This is a genomic window from Amycolatopsis pretoriensis, from assembly GCF_900107925.1.
GTDB lineage: Bacteria > Actinomycetota > Actinomycetes > Mycobacteriales > Pseudonocardiaceae > Amycolatopsis > Amycolatopsis pretoriensis.
This window is the reverse complement of record NZ_FNUJ01000002.1, coordinates 30,479-47,907: the sequence shown is the minus strand read 5'-3', so window position 1 is coordinate 47,907 and position 17,429 is coordinate 30,479. Positions and strand designations below refer to the sequence as shown.

The following is a 17,429-nucleotide window of genomic DNA, read 5'->3' as shown; positions in this document are numbered from 1 at the left end:
GCGAGGATCGTACTTCGTCTCCTGGTCACGTCAGTCCCTTCGTCGGGTAGCGTGCGTCGAAGACTGGGAGCGCTCTCACGATCAGGATACGCGGCGGTGGTCACTTCGGGAACATCCCGCGGTGACCGGGCCCGGTGCCTTGGCCTACCTTGACGCAAGGCCGTCGATCACCGAGAAAGGCCGCTCACCGAGAAAGGCAGAGAGTGGACATTCCCTCATCGGTTCCCGCGTGGGTGCGCGCCGAACCCGCCCGCCTGCTCGGTTTCGCCGCCCGCGCGGCGCACCCCGGCGGCGGCTTCGCCTGGCTCGACGACGGCGGCCGCCCGGTGCTCGACCGGCCCGTCGAAACGTGGATCACCTGCCGGATGACGCACGTCTTCGCGCTGGCGCACCTGCAGGGAGCCGACACCGGGGCGCAGGTCGCGCACGGCGTCGAGGCGCTGACGGGCCTCCTGCGCGATCCGGACCACGACGGCTGGTACGCGACGACAACGTTGTCAGAGAAGCGCGCCTACGAGCACGCGTTCGTCGTCCTGGCCGCGTCGAGCGCGGTGGCCGACGGGGCCGAAGGCGCGGAACCGCTGCTGGCCGGCGCCCTCGACGTCGTCGAACGCCGGTTCTGGGAGCCGGGCCCCGGCCGGGTCGCCGACGTCTGGGACCGCGGCTGGACGCACCTGGAGGACTACCGCGGCGCCAACGCCAACATGCACTCCGTCGAGGCGTTCCTGGCCGCCGCCGACGTCACCGGCGACCGGGTCTGGGCCACCCGCGCACTGTCCATTGTGGAGCACCTGGTGCACGGCGAGGCCCGCGCCCACGGCTGGCTGCTGCCGGAGCACTACGACGCCGGCTGGCACGTGCGGCTGGACCACAACCGCGACGAGCCCGCCCACCCGTTCCGGCCCTTCGGCGCCACGATCGGTCACCTCTTCGAGTGGGCTCGGCTGGCCGTGCACCTCAAGCACGCGCTGGGGGCCGACGCGCCGGAGTGGCTGGTGCCCGACGCGGAGGCGCTGTTCGCCACGGCGGTCCGCCACGGCTGGGCCGTCGACGGGCGCCCGGGCTTCGTCTACACCACCGACTTCGCCGGGACGCCGGTCGTGCGCACCCGCCTGCACTGGGTCGTGGCCGAGGCGATCGCCGCCGCGTGGACGCTGCACCAGGAGACCGGCGAGGCGGCCTACCTCGACCGGTTCACGCAGTGGTGCGACCACGCCGAAGCGTGCTTCGTCGACCGCGAACTCGGGTCCTGGCACCACGAACTGGACCCGGAAAACCGTCCCGCGGCGGCGGTCTGGGCCGGCAAGCCGGACATCTACCACGCCTACCAGGCGACGCTCCTACCCACCCTGAAGCCCGCCGCGTCGTTCGCCGGCGCGCTGATCACCCGCGGCTAGACTGCGCCCCGAGCCCCTTCGACGAGGAGAACCATGTCGCCTTACGCCGCCGCCGGAGACCGGTACGCGGACATGCCGTACCGGCGCGCCGGGCGCAGCGGGCTGAAGCTGCCCGCCGTGTCGCTCGGCCTCTGGCACAACTTCGGAGACGACAAGCCCCTCGACGTCCAGCGCGCGGTGCTGCGCCGGGCGTTCGACCTCGGGGTGACGCACTTCGACCTGGCCAACAACTACGGCCCGCCGCCCGGCGCGGCCGAGGCGAACTTCGGCAAGCACTACGCCGCCGACTTCCGCCCATACCGCGACGAGATCCTGGTGTCGTCGAAGGCCGGCTACCTGATGTGGGACGGCCCGTACGGCGAGTGGGGCTCCCGCAAGAACCTCCTGGCCAGCCTGGACCAGAGCCTCGCGCGCACCGGCCTGGACCACTTCGACGTCTTCTACTCCCACCGCCCGGACCCCGAGACGCCGATCGAGGAGACGATGGGCGCCCTCGACACCGCGGTCCGCTCGGGCAAGGCGCTCTACGCCGGCATCTCGAACTACTCGCCGGAGCAGACGACGGCCGCGCTGGCCGCGCTGAACGAGCTCCGCACGCCGCTGCTGATCCACCAGCCGTCGTATTCGATCCTGAACCGCTGGGTCGAGGACGGTCTCCTGGACACCCTCGACGAGCACGGCGTCGGCTCGATCGCGTACTCACCGCTGAGCCAAGGTCTGCTGACTGACCGCTACCTCGACGGCGTCCCCGCCGACTCGCGCGCCGCCGGCGCCAGCCCGTTCCTGACGACCGACCGGCTCACCGAGGACACCCTGGCGACGATCCGCGCGCTGAACGACGTCGCGAAGCGGCGCGGCCAGACGCTGGCCCAGCTGGCCATCGCGTGGGTGCTGCGCCGCGGCCGCGTGACGTCCGCGCTGATCGGGGCCAGCAGCGTGGCGCAGCTCGAGAACACCGTCGCGGCGACGAAGAACCTCGAGTTCACCGACGACGAGCTGACCGAGATCGACCGGATCGTCGCGGGCTAGCAGCCGATCCGCGAGGAGCCCAGAGCCACGTCGTCGAACCACAGCGTGTCGGCGTCCCCGCCGTAGCTCTCCCAGCCGAGCCTCAGGTCGGCGAGCGCCGGGTGCCACGCCCGGGCGAGCCACTGCTGGTCGACGTCGGGGGTGGGCACGCCGTCGACGACGAGCCCGGCCACCGCGGCGGAGCCGAGCCACGTCCGCAACTGTCCGGCGGCGCCGTCTATCGCGAACTCGAAGCACGACCAGGTGCCCGTCGGCAGCGGGACGCTCTGGGCGACGCCGGCCGGGCTCTGCGCGGGCAGCGTCGCGTCGTCGGATTCGCGGTTCCACTGCAGGGCCCGGTTCTGCCCGCCGGCCCGCAGGTCGCGGCCGCCGTCCGCGGTGTCGCGCAGGGCCATGAAGGTGACGTGCCCGGCGGGCAGCGCGGTCGTGTGGCGGACCCAGAACCGGCCGTAGAGCACGCCGGAGCCGGACACGCTCGTGCCGAAGAAGGCGTGGTTGCAGTAGCCGCCTCCGCCGGCCACCTTCACCGAACGGGTGCCGGAGTGCGCGACCGCGGTGTCGACGGTGACCGTGCCGGTGCCCTGGCAGTTCGCCGCGCCGACGGTCCAGCGCCCGGCCGGGGCGCTGCCGGTCTGCTGCTCGAAGTCGTCGCAGATCGCCGCGTCCGCACAGCCGGCGGGTGGCGGTGTGGACGTCGTCGTGGTGGGCGTGGTCGGGGTCGTCGTCACCGGGGGAGCGGTGTCCCCGCAGGCGACGCCGTTGAGGGCGAAGTCCGTGGGGTCCGGGCCGGTCGAGGTGCCCTGGAGGCCGAACGAGACGCTGCCGCCGGCGGGCAGGGAAGCGTTGTAGGGCAGGCTTTCCGCGGTCACGGCGGTGCCGGACTGGCGGACGGTGGCGTTCCAGGCCGAGGTGACGGACTGGCTCCCGGCGTAGTGCCAGGTGAGCGTCCAGGACGAGAGCGCGGTGGCGCCGTTGGTCACGGTGATCTCGGCGGTGAACCCGGTCTGCCACGAGTTGACGCGGTAGCCGACCGAACAGGCCGGGGCGGCGGTGGCCGGGCCGGCGGCGACGACCGCCGTGGTGCCCGCCGCGGCGAGGCAGAGTCCGGCGAGGGCGGCGGCGAACCTGTGCATCGGGGTCTCCCGGGACGCGGACAGGGGCGCCGTGGCTCGCACCACGGCGCCCCTGGGTGGTGGCCGCGTTCGGTTGAGGCGACCTGGCATGGGAGCGCTTCCAGCCGCCGGAAAGGTAACCCCGGCGTGTCGTCGTTGTAAAGCGCGACCCGGACACGGGCCGATCCGGTGGTCCGTTTTCGGCGATCTTCGTGGTGCCCGCAGGGAACTGAACGCTCCTGAACGGCCGAAGCCGTTGGGTGGCAACGGCTCTTCGCGGTAGCGCTGCGCCCCCCGCGGGGACCGTCCGGTGCCGCCGTTCGAGTGGAATCGGGGAATCCTCGCCGAAGATCACCGCGGGGTTTGCGGCGCCGAGCGACGCCGGGTACTGTCCACCGCTACTGGGAGCGCTCTCACGACTTGTCCTTTCCCAAGGGAGTGATCGATGCGTTCCGGACCAGCACTGCTCGGCGCGGTCAGCGCGCTCGCCGTCGTCGGCGCGACAACGGCGTTCACACTCGGCACGCCGTCGCCCGCCGCCGCGGCGACGGCCTGCGAAGTCGGCTACACGGTGAACGACTGGGGAAGCGGTTTCACCGCGAACCTCACCTTGAAGAACCTCGGGACGGCGCCGCTGTCCGGGTGGCGGATCAGCTACACCTACGCCGGGAACCAGCAGCTGCAGCAGGGCTGGAACGCGACCTGGGCACAGTCCGGCCAGACGGTCACGGTCACGCCGGCGACCTGGAACGGCACGATCGCCCCGAACGCGTCGATCAGCGCCGGCGCCAACTTCGGCTACAGCGGGGCCAACGCGGCACCGGCGTCGTTCAGCGTCAACGGCGAACCGTGCGGCGGCACCCCGCCGCCGACGACCCCGACCACGCTGCCGACCACCACCACGTCGACCCCGCCGCCCGGCGGTGCTCCGCAGCTACACGTCTCGGGCAACCGGCTGGCCGACGCCGCGGGTGCCGCCGTGACGTTGCGCGGGGTCAACCGCTCCGGCGGCGAGTTCGCGTGCGTGCAGGGCAACGGCCTCTTCGACGGCCCGATGGACGCGGCCTCGGTGGCCGCCATCAAGAGCTGGCACGCCAACGTCGTGCGCGTGCCGTTCAACGAGGACTGCTGGCTGGGACTGTCCAACGTGGACCTGCGCTACGCCGGTGCCCCCTACCGGGCGGCGATCAAGTCCTATGTGGACCTTTTGCACCAGAACGGCCTGGTCGCGATCCTCGACCTGCACTGGACCCACGGCGTCTACACCGGAAACTCGTCGGCGTGCAGTGACGTCAACGCCACCTGTCAGAAGCCGATGACCGACAGCGAGCACTCGGTCGACCTGTGGACGTCGGTCGCGAACACGTTCAAGGGCGATAACGCGACGATCCTGGACCTGTTCAACGAGCCCTACCTCGACCGCGCGGTGTCCGGCTCGGCCCAGGCGTGGACGTGCTGGCGGGACGGCGGTTCGGCGTGCTCCGGCATCGGCTACCCGGTGGCCGGTATGCAGACGCTGGTGAACGCGGTCCGAGCGACCGGCGCGACGAACGTGATCATGCTCGGCGGCCTCGCCTACTCCAACGACCTCACCGGCTGGCTGCAGTACAAGCCGAGCGACCCGGCGGGCAACCTGGTCGCGTCCTGGCACTCGTACAACTTCAACACGTGCAGCTCGTCGTCGTGCTGGGACAGCCAGCTCGCGCCGGTCGCCGCGGCCGTCCCGCTGGTGGCCGGGGAAATCGGCGAGAACGACTGCGCGAGCGGGTACGTCACCGGCCTGATGGACTGGCTCGACCGGCACCAGGCGTCCTACCTCGGCTGGACGTGGAACACCTGGCCGTGCACGTCCGGCCCGGCGCTCATCACGTCCTACGACGGCACCCCGACGGCGTTCGGCGCGGGCATCCGCGCCCGCTTCCTCGCCGCCGGCTGACCGGAGAACCCCAAGTCCGTGAATGGCACATTGAGGGACGCTATGTCCCTCAATGTGCCATTCACGGCTTTCAGCCGGCGGTGCAGAGGTGACCGTTGAGGCTGATCGCCGTGGGTTTGCCGTTGGTGGTGCCCGACGTGCCGGTGAATCCGAAGCCCGTGCTCGCGCCCGGGGCGATCGCGGCGTTCCAGCCCGCGTCCACCGCCGAGACCGCCGCGCCGGTCTGCGTCACCTGCGCGTTCCAGGCCTGCGTCACGCGCTGGCCGTCGGCGAAGGACCAGGTGACCGTCCAGCCGGTCACCGGCGTGGTCCCGGTGTTGCCCACCTTGACGTCGGCCTGGAAGCCGCCCTGCCACTGGTTGGTCACCGTGTAGGCCGCGGTGCACGACGTCGAAGGCACCGGCGTGGTCGTGGTGGTCGTCGGCGGCGGGGTGGTGGTCGGGGAAGTCTGCGGCGGCTGGTCGCCGCCGGAGTCGCCCACGATCACGCCTCGCCCGTTCGTGCCCACGTACACCCGGCCGTACACCCGCGGATCGCCGCTCAGCGCCGCCCCGATGTTGCCGTACTGGTGCTGGTCGTCGTTGATCCGCGTCCACGACGTCCCGGCGTCGTCCGACCGGAAGATCCCGCGCACCCCGCCGATCTTCGCGATGGTGTATAACGCCGGATACGCCCGGCCGGAAGCGGCCTTGCCGAACCCGATGTTGTCGGCTTCGGTGACCCCGCTCAGTTTCGTGAAGGACGCTCCGGAGTCGGTGGAGTGCCATAGACCGTACGTCGAGCCGGATCCGCCGGCCAGCCAGACGTCGCCGGCCGCGCCCGGTACCGCCTTGAAGTGCACCGAGCCGCTGGGCAGCCCGGTGGCCGCGGTCGCCGTGAACGTCGCGCCGCCGTCGGTGCTCACGTAGAACCGGCCGGACGCGAACCCGTAGAACCGCTTCGGGTCCACGCGGTCGGCCTCGACCACCGCGCCGGCGGGGATGCCGGCCGACGCCGTCCACGACGAACCGAAACCGACGGAATAGCTGACGCCGGTGCCGTCCGGGCTCCACACGAACCGGCTGCCGTCGGCGGCCGCGGCCACCGTGCCGCCGCTCGCGCCGCCGCCCGGTTCGGCGCCCTGGAACCAGTTCTTGCCGCCGTCGGTGGAGAAGGCGACGCGGTTGTCGTTCGGCCGGGCGCTTCGGTCGAGCGTGCCGACGCGGACGATCGTCGCCGGGTTCAGCTCGGCGTAGTCGAGGCTGGTGGTGGTCGTGAACACCGGCTGCGTGAACATGGTCGCCGGGACGGCGTCGAGGCTGTCGTGCCGGAAGCCGCCGATGTCACCGAGCCCGGAGATCAGCGGCGCGCCCGACGGTGGGCTGATCAGGTCCAGCACGGCGGTTTCCTCGAGCCCGCCGACGACCGGCTTGAGCGTGATCTTGCCGCCGCTGTCCCACTTCGTGAGGTCGTTCGTGCCGTAGATGGTGGCGCCGGTGCCGTAGAGCAGGTGGTTCGAGTCGAACGGGTCGATCTCCACGGATTCGGTCATCCAGCCGAGCTTCGGCGACGGCACCGGGGGAGCGGGCTGGGTGCCGAACGTCAGCCACGGCACCGACGAGATGTCCTGGGTGTACCGCAGCGTCCGGTCGGGATAGCTCGAGAAGTCCCAGATCCGGGTCCAGGTGGCGCCGCCGTCGGTGCTGCGGAAGAAGATGACGTCCGGCCACCACGACACCTGCGTCGCCACCATCAGCGTGTTCGGGTGCTGCCGGTCGATCGTGAGGCCGCTGTAGCCGAAGTAGTCGTCCGCGCTGTCGGACGGGATGGGGCTGATCCGCGTCCACGTGCCGGTCTTCGTGGCGTACTTCCAGACGTCGCCCTTCGCGCCGTCGTAGGGCCCGCCGGTGTCGCTGGTCGCCAGGTAGAGGTAGCCGCCGAGGGGGTCGAGGACACCCTTGTGCGCCAGGAACCCGGTGGGCTGGCCGGCCAGCCGCGCCCACGTCGTGCCGCCGTCGGTGCTGCGGTAGACGGTGTTCGCCTTGTCCGCGACGCCGACGTAGATGGTCTGCGTGGTGCTGCCGCGGGTGCCGGTCGAGGGGTCGAACGTCACCCACGTGACGCCCTCGTTGTCGCTGGAGTAACCCGTCGTGTCGCTCGGGTCGGGTGCGTAGTTGCCCGGGTTCGGAAAGGCGGTCACCTTCGCCCACGTGACGCCGGAGTCCGTGCTGCGCCAGAGCCCGTTGCCGCTGGGCGCGCCGAGGTAGAGGACGCTGTCGCGGTTCGGGTCGATCGCGAGCCGTTCGCCCATGCCGCGGCCGGGCATGTTGCCGCCGAGCTTGAACGGCAGCGCCGAGGACTGCCAGGTGGCGCCGCGGTCGGCCGAGCGCAGGATCGCGCCGTTGTTCGGGTCCCAGCTGTTGGTGTACATCCCCGCCGCGGCGTAGACCCGGTTCGGGTCGACCGGGTCGGTGGCCAGGCTGACCACGCCGTTGTGGCCCCAGTCGGTCCAGCCGACCGAGTCCAGCAGCGGGAGCCAGCGCCCGGTCGCGGGGTTCCAGCGGTACGCGCCGCCGATGTCGGTGCGGGCGTAGGCGAGACCGGGTTCGGCCTGGTTGAAGACGATGCCGGGGACGAACCCGCCGCCGCCGATCTCCGCGTTGCGCCACGTGTAGGGCGCGGGGGCGGCCGGGGAAGCCGGCGCGCCGACGGTGACCGCGACGGCGACCGGTGTCAGGGCGGCCAGCGTGTACGCGAGCAATTGTCTCGCTGACCGGGAACGTGTGCTTCGCACGTTTGCCTCCTTGGGTCGATCGACAGGAGGCTGGGAGCGCTTTCGGAAAACGATAAACCAGGGCTCCGACCAGGTCAAACCCTTCGACGATTTCGCTCGCGCGATCCGTCCACAATGGATTTGGTGAACCGGTCGAACCGGCCGGCCGTGTCCATTGTGTACCGATTCGGGGCCGGAAAGGAGGGTGTGGCGGACGGAGCAACGTTGTGCGCCAACCGGTATCACATATGTGAACGTCGATCAGGTTTCTGAATCGTTATCAAGGACTGTCTTGCCCGGTTTTTTCCGGCGTGTGAGTGTGGTGGCCGCTGGCTGGACTGGACCTACGAAAGAGGCGACCCGGCAATGACGCAGACAGCCCCGGCGCGGCACATCAGCCGAACCACCTTGTACTTCTTCGGCGCGCTCGGCGGCATCTTGTTCGGCTACGACCTCGGCGTGATTTCCGGGGTGCTCCCGTTCATCGGGAAACTGTGGGCCCTGACCAGCTGGGACAAGGGCGTGATCACCGCCAGCCTGTCGGTCGGTGCCATCGTCGGCGCGCTGTTCTCCAGCCGCACCAACGAAGCACTCGGCCGCCGCCGCACGATCATGGTCGCCGCGGCGATCGTCATCGTCGGCACCCTCGCCGCGACGTTCTCGCCGACGTTCGCGCTGCTGGTGATCTCCCGGCTGATCATCGGTCTCGGCATCGGCCTGTCGTCGTCGACCGTGCCGACGTACCTGTCCGAGCTCGCGCCGGCCCGGCTGCGCGGCGCGATGGGCGCGCTGAACCAGATCTTCATCGTGCTCGGCATTCTGATCGCGTTCCTGGTCAGCTACTGGCTCGGCCCGGTATCGGCGTGGCGGTGGATGTTCGCCGGCGCCATCGTGCCCGCCGCGATCCTGCTCGTCGGGCTGGTGTTCCTGCCGGAAACCCCGCGCTGGCTGGTGAAGAACGGCCGTGAGGAGGAAGCCCGGCGGGTCCTGGCCAGCGCGCACGGCAACTCGGTGAACCTCGACGAAGAGATCAACACGATCAACGAGGTCATCCGGCTGGACACCGAGGAGAAGCCGCGGCTGCGCGACCTGTTCTCCGGTTTCGTGCGCCCGATGCTCGTCGTGGCCCTGCTGCTCGCGATCGGCCAGCAGTTCAGCGGCGTCAACGCGATCAACGCGTACTTCCCGACGATGCTGATCGGCCTCGGCTTCGCGACGCAGGCCGCGCTGCTGTCCGGTGTCCTGCTGGGCGTGACGAAGTTCCTGTTCACCGCGTGGGTCGTGTTCGTGGTGGACCGCTGGGGCCGCAAGCCGCTGCTGCTCATCGGCAACGTCATCATGGTGATCACGCTGGTGGCGGCCGGCCTCGTCGTGCTGAACGTCCACGACACCGGCACGCGCGGCATCCTGATGCTGGTGATGATGGTGCTGTACCTGGTGGGCTACGAGCTCGGTTGGGGCGCGGTCGTCTGGGTGATGATGTCCGAGGTGTTCCCGCTGAAGTTCCGCGCGGCGGGCATGGGCGTCAGCAGCGTCGTCCTCTGGGCCGCGACCGGCATCGTGAGCGCGGTGTTCCCGATCATCTCCGACCCGAAGTCGCTCGGCATCGGCGGTTCGATGTTCCTGTTCGCCGGCATCAACGTGGTGCTGTTCGTGCTCACGAAGTGGCTCGTACCGGAGACCAAGGGGCGTTCGCTGGAGCAGATCGAGCTCGACCTCCGGGCGCGACAGGGGGTCGCGGCCAAGAGCTGACCCGGGGGGGTCACCGCGGCGGGGCCCGACGGCGACGTCGGGCCCCGCCGCGTTATTTCGCGATAGCGATTGCTCAGGCGAGGGCCAGTCGAGAACCCGAGCACCATCGAAACCCAGGCCCCCCGCAACCCCGATCCGAAGCCAGAACACGGCCGGCAGCGCCGGGTCAAGGCATCTTTCCCGCCTTGACGCGGTGTTGCCGGCCGTAGTCACAATGGCGCTTCGGGGTGGCGGAGAAACACGGCACGCCGCCGACGTGTTCAGGGACGCAAAGGCCCCGCCGCGTTATTTCGCTTGCCCACCGGTGCTCCGGCCCGGCACTGTGCCCCGATGGAGATCCGCCCCACCGCCGAGCACGACCGCGACACGTTCATCGAAACGCTCTTCGCCGCGTTCGGGCGCTTCCCGGCCGAAGGCGACCGCGTCTGGTCGTCGCTGGAGATGGACCGCGCCCTGTTCGCCGTGACGCCGGAAGGACGGCGCGTCGGCACGGCGGCCGTCTACTCCTTCGAGCTGACGCTGCCCGGAGAAGTCGTCGTCCCGGCCGGAGGTGTGACCGCCGTCGGCGTCCTGCCCTCGCACCGGCGCCGGGGCGCGCTCACCGCGATGATGCGCCACCAGCACGCCGACGCGCGGGCGCGCGGGGAGTTCCTGTCCGTGCTGCTGGCCAGCGAGGCCGTGATCTACCGCAGGTTCGGCTACGGCCCGGCGACCACCACGCACCGGCTGACGGTGGACCGGCTCCGCGCCGCCCCGCGGCGCACCGCAGTCCCGGCGGGCTCGATCGAGGTGCTGCGGCGCGCCGAGTGCGGCGATCTCCTGGAGGAGGTCTACGACCGGTACCGCCGGGCCCGGCCCGGTGCGTTGTCCCGGCCGCCCCACTGGTGGGCCCGCGGCGCGGGACAAGCGCCGATCTCCGCGGCCCCGCGGTACGTCGCCCTGCACCGCGACGCCGACGGCCTCCCGGACGGGTACGCGACCTACTTGCTCGACGGCACGTTGACGGTCGACGAGACGATCGCCGCCGACGACGCCGTGACGACGGCGCTGGCCCGGTTCCTGCTCGACCACGACCTGAGCACCCGCGTCGTGTTCCGGCACTGCCCGCCGGACCACCCGCTGCGCTGGCAGCTGGCGGACTTCCGCGCGGCCGAGGTGAGCGACGAGACGGACTGGCTGTGGGTGCGCCTCCTGGACGTCCCGCGTGCGTTGACGGCCCGCGCCTGGCCGGCCGACGGCGACCTCGTCCTCGACGTCGACGACCCGTTCCGGGGCGAGCGGGGCCGCTACCTGCTCACGGTCCGGGACGGCAAAGGCGAGTGTGTCGCGACCGATCGGGAGCCGGACCTTTCCCTCGACGTGAGCGACCTGGGCTCGGTGTACCTCGGCGGGGTCGCACCGAGCACGCTCGCGCGGGCCGGGCACATCCGCGTCCACCATCCGGACGCCGCCGCGCTCGCCGACACGCTCTTCCGCGCCGAGCGAGCCCCGCACTGCCTGCACTGGTTCTGACGCGGGCCCGTCAGGAAGCGGCGACCGCGAGCCCGAGCTTGCCGGCCAGCCGCCCGACCCACGCCTCGACCTCGTCCGGCGAACGGTCCGGCAGGCCGAAGATCGTCTCGGTGACGCCGAGGGAATCCAGGTGCGCCAACCGGTCCGGGTCGGGACGTTCCCCGAGCGCGCAGATCCGTGGCGCGCCCGATCGCCCTTCGGCGGACCAGATCTCCTTCAGCAGAGCCACGTGCCCGTCGAGGTCGGAGTCGGTCGGGGTGGTGATCCAGCCGTCGGCGTGGCGGGCGATCCAGCGGAACGTCTTCTCCGTCGGGCCGGCGCCGAGCAGCACCGGGATGTGCGCCTGGACCGGCTTCGGCCACGCCCAGCTCGGCCCGAACGAGACGAACTCCCCGGCGTAGGAGGCCTCTTCCTCCGTCCACAGTGCACTCATCGCTTCGAGGTACTCCCGCAGCGCCGTGCGCCGGCGGTTGCCGGGGACGCCGTGGTCGGTCAGCTCGTCGACGTTCCAGCCGAAGCCCGTCCCGAGCGTGACGCGCCCGCCGGAGAGGTGGTCGAGGCTCGCGATCGTCTTGGCCAGGGTGATCGGGTCGCTCTCCACCGGCAGGGCCACCGCCGTGGACAGCCGGATCCGCGACGTCACCGCGGCCGCCGTCGCCAGCGCGACCCAGGGGTCGAGGGTGCGGCTGTAGCGGTCGTCGGGCAGGGACGCGTCGCCGGTGCGCGGGTGCGGCGACTCGCGTTTCACCGGGATGTGCGTGTGCTCGGGCACGTAGAAGGTGGCGAACCCGGCGGCCTCCGCGGCACGCGCCGCGGCCGCCGGGGTGATGCCCCGGTCGCTGGTGAACAGCACGATTCCGTAGTCCACGCGAGGAGCGTATTAGAACGTGTTTCAGTTTTCAAGGTGGGCAGTCGATGAGGTGAGCGCCGCCGCCGGGGCGAGGAGGATTCGGTGGCGGAGGTGCAGGGTGGACGCGGTGCTCCATTGTGGACGGTCGCGGCCGGTGTCCCAGATCGTGGACCCTCGGCCGGGGCGGGATGGCCAGCCGGGTGCCGGTTCCACTATCCTGGTCCGCGGGCCGAGAGGCGCTGCAACGGACCACGGGGTCCGCCACGCTCGACCCGATCCACCGCACCAAGGGCGCCTCCCGGACGAGGGAGGGCGCTGATGAGTCAAAATCCCACCAGCCGGCTGCGAGCGCTGCTGGACAGCCGCGTGGCAGTACTCGACGGCGCCTGGGGCACCATGTTGCAGGGCGCCGGGCTCACCCCGGCCGACTACCGCGGCGACCGCTTCGGCGAGCACACCCACGACGTCACCGGCGACCCCGACCTGCTGAACCTCACCCGCCCGGACGTCATCCTCGACGTCCACCGCCAGTACCTCGAGGCCGGCGCGGACATCACCACGACGAACACCTTCACCGCCACGAGCATCGGCCAGGCCGACTACGGGCTGCAGGAGTACGTCCACGAGATGAACGTCCGCGGCGCGCAGCTGGCCCGCCAGGCCGCCGACGAGGCCGGCGGCAAGTTCGTCGCCGGCTCGATCGGCCCGCTGAACGTCACGCTCAGCCTGTCGCCGAAGGTCGACGACCCGGCCTACCGCGCCGTCACGTTCGAGCAGGTCAAGGCCGCCTACGCCGAGCAGATCGCCGGGCTCGCCGAGGGTGGCGTCGACCTGCTGCTGATCGAGACGATCTTCGACACGCTCAACTGCAAGGCCGCGATCGCCGCCGCCCGCGAGGTCGCGCCCGACCTGCCGCTGTGGATCTCGGTCACCATCGTCGACCTGAGCGGCCGGACGCTCTCGGGCCAGACGGTCGAGGCGTTCTGGAGCTCGATCGAGCACGCGAAACCGCTGGTCGTCGGTGTGAACTGCTCGCTGGGCGCCGAGGAGATGCGCCCGCACGTCGAGGAGCTCGCCCGGATCGCCGACGCCTACGTCGCCTGCCACCCGAACGCCGGGCTGCCCAACGCGTTCGGCGGCTACGACCAGACGCCCGAGGAGACCGCCGGGCTGATCGGCGGGTTCGCCCGCGACGGCCTGGTCAACCTGGTCGGCGGCTGTTGCGGCACGACCCCGGAGCACATCGCGAAGATCGCCGCCGCCGCGAAGGACGTCGGCCCGCGGGAGGTGCCGGCACCGCGCACCCACACGCGGTTCAGCGGGCTCGAGCCGTTCGGCATCGGCGCCGACACCGGGTTCGTGATGATCGGCGAGCGCACCAACGTCACCGGCTCCAAGCGGTTCCGGCGGCTCATCGAGTCCGGCGACCACCAGGCCGCCGTCGACGTCGCCCTCGAGCAGGTCCGCGGCGGGGCCAACCTCCTCGACGTCAACATGGACGCCGACCTGCTCGACAGCGAGGAGGCGATGACGACCTTCCTCAACCTCATCGCCACCGAGCCCGAGGTCGCCCGGATCCCGGTGATGGTCGACAGCTCCAAGTGGACCGTGCTCGAAGCCGGCCTGCGCTGCCTGCAGGGCAAGGGCGTGGTCAACTCGATCAGCCTCAAGGAGGGCGAGGAGCCGTTCCTGGCCCAGGCCCGCACGATCCGCAACTACGGCGCCGGCGTCGTCGTGATGGCGTTCGACGAGACGGGCCAGGCCGACACCGCCGACCGCAAGGTCGACATCTGCGGCCGCGCGTACGACCTGCTGACGCAGAAGGCGGGCTTCGCGGGCGAGGACATCATCTTCGACCCGAACGTCCTCGCCGTCGCCACCGGCATCGCCGAGCACAACGGCTACGCGAAGGCGTTCATCGACGCGCTGCCCCGGATCAAGGAACGCTGTCCCGGCGTCCACATCTCCGGCGGCATCTCGAACCTGTCGTTCTCCTTCCGCGGCAACGACATCGTGCGCGAGGCGATGCACTCGGCGTTCCTGTTCCACGCCATGCAGGTCGGCCTGGACATGGGCATCGTCAACGCGGGCCAGCTCGCCGTCTACGAGGACATCCCGAAGGAGCTCCTCGAACTGGTCGAGGACGTGCTGTTCGACCGCCGCGAGGACGCCACCGACCGGCTGGTGAGCTTCGCCGAGAACGTCAAGGGCAGCGGCACCAAGCGCGTCGTGGACCTCTCGTGGCGCGAAGGCACGGTCGGCGAGCGGCTGTCCCACGCGCTGGTGCACGGGATCGTCGACTACATCGAGGACGACACCGAAGAGGCGCGGCAGCAGATGGCGCGGCCCCTCGACGTCATCGAAGGCCCGCTGATGGACGGCATGAAGATCGTCGGCGACCTCTTCGGCTCCGGCAAGATGTTCCTGCCGCAGGTCGTCAAGAGCGCCCGCGTGATGAAGCGGTCCGTCGCCTACCTGGAGCCGTTCATGGAGGCGGAGAAGGAGAAGGCGCGCCAGGAGGGCCGGCTCCCGTCGAAGGGCGGCCAGGGCAAGGTCGTGCTCGCCACGGTGAAGGGCGACGTCCACGACATCGGCAAGAACATCGTCGGGGTCGTGCTCGGCTGCAACAACTACGAGGTGATCGACCTCGGCGTGATGGTGCCCGCCGCGAAGATCCTCGACACCGCGGTCACCGAAGGTGCCGACGCGGTCGGGCTGTCCGGGCTGATCACGCCGTCGCTGGACGAGATGGTCGCGGTCGCCGCCGAGATGCAGCGGCGCGGGCTCAAGCTGCCGCTGCTGATCGGCGGCGCGACGACGTCCCGGCAGCACACCGCGGTCAAGATCGCGCCCGCCTACGACAACGCGACGGTCCACGTCCTGGACGCCTCCCGCGTCGTCGGCGTGGTGTCCGACCTGCTCGACCCGGACCGCTCGATCGCGCTCGCCGAGAAGAACCGCGCCGACCAGGAGGTGCTGCGCGAGCAGCACGCGAGCAAGCAGCGCCGCCCGATGCTCACGATCGAGCAGGCGCGGCTCAACCGCGAGCAGGTCGTGTTCGCCGACCTGCCGACGCCGTTGTTCACCGGCTCCCGCGTCGTCGAGCCCTCGATCACCGAACTGCGCGAGATGATCGACTGGCAGTTCCTGTTCCTGGCCTGGCAGCTCAAGGGCAAGTACCCGGCGATCCTGGACCAGCCGGTCGCCCGCGAGCTGTTCGACGACGCCAACAAGCTGCTCGACCAGATCATCGCCACCGGCAGCTTCACGGCGAAGGGCGCGTACGCGTTCTGGCCGGCGCACAGCGAGGGCGACGACATCCTGCTCGACGGCGAGTTCGCCCCCGTCGGGTTCCCGATGCTGCGCCAGCAGACGTCGAAGCCGGAGGACCGCGCCAACCGCTGCCTCGCCGACTACATCGCCCCGGAAGGCGACCACCTCGGCGGGTTCGCGGTCGCGATCCACGGCGCGGAAGCGCTGGCGGCGAAGTACGAGGCCCAGCAGGACGACTACCGCGCGATCATGGTCAAGGCGCTGGCCGACCGGCTCGCCGAGGCCTTCGCCGAGCACATCCACCTGCGGGCCCGGCGCGACTGGTTCGAGCCGGACGCCGAGCCGGTGCTGGCCGACCTGCACGCGGAGCGCTTCCGCGGCATCCGCCCGGCGCTGGGCTACCCGGCCAGCCCCGACCACAGCCAGAAGCGCGAGCTGTTCGAACTGCTCGAATCCGGCCGGCTGGGCATGGACCTGACCGAGTCGTTCGCGATGACGCCGGCGGCGAGCGTGTCCGGGCTGATCTTCGCCCACCCGGACGCGCGGTACTTCACCGTCGGCCGGCTCGGGCTCGACCAGATCCAGGACTACGCCCGGCGCAAGGGTGTCGAGGTCGCCGAGGTCGAGCAGTGGCTGCGGCCGAACCTGGCCTACGAGCCCGAGGCGTAGTCCTCGAGTTCGATGTCCGTGGCGAACTTGTCGGTCGCCTTGAGCATCAGGCCCAGCAGGAAGCGGGACTTGAACGTCCAGTCCCGCAGCTTGATCCGCAGCGGTGACGGCGGTGCGAGGAACGGACCCGCGCTGCCGCGCTGCGAGACCTTGGCGTAGGGCCGGAGCTGGTCTTCGTAGCGGGCGAAGGCGACGCGGTGGTCGCCGTCCGCTTTGCGGAGCTCGCCGGCGAGCACGTACGCGCCGACGACCGCGAGGCCGGTGCCGAAGCCGCCGAGGGTGTTGCCGTAGGCGGCGTCGCCGAGCAGGACGACCCGGCCGCGGGAGTAGTGGTCGATCGTGACGCGGGCGAGCGAGTCCAGGTAGAACTCGCGGGCGTCGGGCAGCTTCGCGATCAGTTCGGGCACCCGCCAGCCGGTGTCGCGGTAGGCCTCGGCCACCAGCTTGCGCTGCGTGGCGGTGTCGCCGCGGTCGTAGTCCAGCTCGGGCGAAGCGAAGACCAGGAACGCCGACGCCTTCGGCCCGCCGACCGCGGCCATCCGGCCCGGCTCGTTGTACATCACGGCGTCGCCGCCGCCGATCTGGTCGCCCAGCTCGGCGAGGGCGTAGTAGTGGCCGAGGAAGCGGACGTAGTCGTGTTCCGGGCCGAAGGCCAGCCGCCGGACGTTCGAGTGGATGCCGTCGGCGCCGACGACGAGGTCGAACCGGCGCGGCTCGGCGTGGGCGAAGGTGACGTCGACGCCGTCGGGCGTCTCGGTCAGCGCCGTGATGGTGTCGCCGAAGAGGTACTCGCAGTCCCCGGCGGTGCGCTCGTACAGGAGGTCGGCGAGGTCGCCGCGGCGGATCTCGATGTCGCCGCCGGTGAACTCGCCCGGGATCACGGCCTGGGCCCGCCCGGCGGCGTCGATGATGGTCTGGTCGGTGCCGCCGGTCTGGCGGGCCAGGACGTCGTCGAGCAGGCCCATGCGCTCCAGCACGGTCCGGTGGGTGGCGCCCTTGAAGTCGACGGACTGGCCGCCGGGGCGCACCGAAGGCGCGCGTTCGACGACGGTGACGGTGCAGCCGTAGCGGGCCAGCCACAGGGCGAGGGCGGGTCCGGCGATGCTCGCGCCGGAGATCAGGACAGTCAGCTTTTTCATGCCGCAGA

General features: G+C 71.0%; 10 protein-coding genes. 6 read left to right on the top strand and 4 right to left on the bottom strand.

Annotation, left to right across the window (positions count from 1 at the left end):
• Positions 1 to 203: 203 nt before the first annotated feature.
• A complete protein-coding gene (locus BLV96_RS07050; protein ID WP_086680050.1) occupies positions 204 to 1,397 on the top strand; it encodes an AGE family epimerase/isomerase in 1,194 nt (397 codons plus the stop codon).
• A 33-nt stretch (positions 1,398 to 1,430) separates the two neighbouring features.
• Complete coding sequence (gene mgrA, locus BLV96_RS07045) at positions 1,431 to 2,426, top strand: L-glyceraldehyde 3-phosphate reductase (protein ID WP_086680052.1); 996 nt, start codon at positions 1,431 to 1,433, stop codon at positions 2,424 to 2,426.
• Here the strand turns inward: mgrA and BLV96_RS07040 are convergent.
• A complete protein-coding gene (locus BLV96_RS07040) occupies positions 2,423 to 3,559 on the bottom strand; it encodes a cellulose-binding domain-containing protein (RefSeq protein ID WP_086680054.1) in 1,137 nt (378 codons plus the stop codon). The two genes, mgrA and BLV96_RS07040, sit on opposite strands and share 4 nt — an antisense overlap.
• 424 nt (positions 3,560 to 3,983) lie before the next feature.
• Here BLV96_RS07040 and BLV96_RS07035 point away from each other — a divergent pair, with 424 nt between their 5' ends.
• On the top strand, positions 3,984 to 5,474 hold the full coding sequence (locus BLV96_RS07035; RefSeq protein ID WP_086680056.1) for a cellulase family glycosylhydrolase: 1,491 nt from the start codon (positions 3,984 to 3,986) through the stop codon (positions 5,472 to 5,474).
• Positions 5,475 to 5,544: 70 nt separating this feature from the next.
• Here the strand turns inward: BLV96_RS07035 and BLV96_RS07030 are convergent, their stop codons facing one another.
• Positions 5,545 to 8,247, bottom strand: coding sequence for a cellulose-binding domain-containing protein (locus tag BLV96_RS07030; RefSeq protein ID WP_086680058.1), 2,703 nt, complete (start codon positions 8,245 to 8,247; stop codon positions 5,545 to 5,547).
• A 345-nt stretch (positions 8,248 to 8,592) separates the two neighbouring features.
• Between BLV96_RS07030 and BLV96_RS07025 the strand changes: the two genes are divergently transcribed.
• Positions 8,593 to 9,978 carry a sugar porter family MFS transporter gene (locus BLV96_RS07025; protein ID WP_208608167.1) on the top strand — a complete coding sequence of 462 codons (1,386 nt, stop codon included), beginning with the start codon at positions 8,593 to 8,595 and terminating at the stop codon, positions 9,976 to 9,978.
• Positions 9,979 to 10,308: 330 nt separating this feature from the next.
• Complete coding sequence (locus BLV96_RS07020; protein ID WP_086680060.1) at positions 10,309 to 11,490, top strand: GNAT family N-acetyltransferase; 1,182 nt, start codon at positions 10,309 to 10,311, stop codon at positions 11,488 to 11,490.
• 10 nt (positions 11,491 to 11,500) lie between these two features.
• On the opposite strand, the gene BLV96_RS07015 is transcribed toward BLV96_RS07020, so the two are convergent.
• Positions 11,501 to 12,358 (bottom strand): TIGR03619 family F420-dependent LLM class oxidoreductase, encoded by an 858-nt coding sequence (locus BLV96_RS07015; RefSeq protein ID WP_086680062.1) that lies wholly within the window; start codon positions 12,356 to 12,358, stop codon positions 11,501 to 11,503.
• Between the two features lie 300 nt (positions 12,359 to 12,658).
• Here BLV96_RS07015 and metH point away from each other — a divergent pair, with 300 nt between their 5' ends.
• A complete protein-coding gene (gene metH, locus BLV96_RS07010) occupies positions 12,659 to 16,282 on the top strand; it encodes a methionine synthase (RefSeq protein WP_091388887.1) in 3,624 nt (1,207 codons plus the stop codon).
• Here metH and BLV96_RS07005 read toward each other — a convergent pair.
• Positions 16,264 to 17,421, bottom strand: coding sequence for an FAD-dependent monooxygenase (locus BLV96_RS07005; protein ID WP_086674612.1), 1,158 nt, complete (start codon positions 17,419 to 17,421; stop codon positions 16,264 to 16,266). The two genes, metH and BLV96_RS07005, sit on opposite strands and share 19 nt — an antisense overlap.
• Between the last annotated feature and the right edge of the window lie 8 nt (positions 17,422 to 17,429).

What these genes read in the sequence shown, in the direction of transcription:
- mgrA (WP_086680052.1), top strand. Translation starts at nt 1,431, where the DNA reads ATGTCGCCTTACGCCGCCGCCGGAGACCGGTACGCGGACATGCCGTAC.
- BLV96_RS07040 (WP_086680054.1), bottom strand. Translation starts at nt 3,559, where the DNA reads ATGCACAGGTTCGCCGCCGCCCTCGCCGGACTCTGCCTCGCCGCGGCG.
- BLV96_RS07035 (WP_086680056.1), top strand. Translation starts at nt 3,984, where the DNA reads ATGCGTTCCGGACCAGCACTGCTCGGCGCGGTCAGCGCGCTCGCCGTC.
- BLV96_RS07025 (WP_208608167.1), top strand. Translation starts at nt 8,593, where the DNA reads ATGACGCAGACAGCCCCGGCGCGGCACATCAGCCGAACCACCTTGTAC.
- BLV96_RS07020 (WP_086680060.1), top strand. Translation starts at nt 10,309, where the DNA reads ATGGAGATCCGCCCCACCGCCGAGCACGACCGCGACACGTTCATCGAA.
- metH (WP_091388887.1), top strand. Translation starts at nt 12,659, where the DNA reads ATGAGTCAAAATCCCACCAGCCGGCTGCGAGCGCTGCTGGACAGCCGC.
- BLV96_RS07005 (WP_086674612.1), bottom strand. Translation starts at nt 17,421, where the DNA reads ATGAAAAAGCTGACTGTCCTGATCTCCGGCGCGAGCATCGCCGGACCC.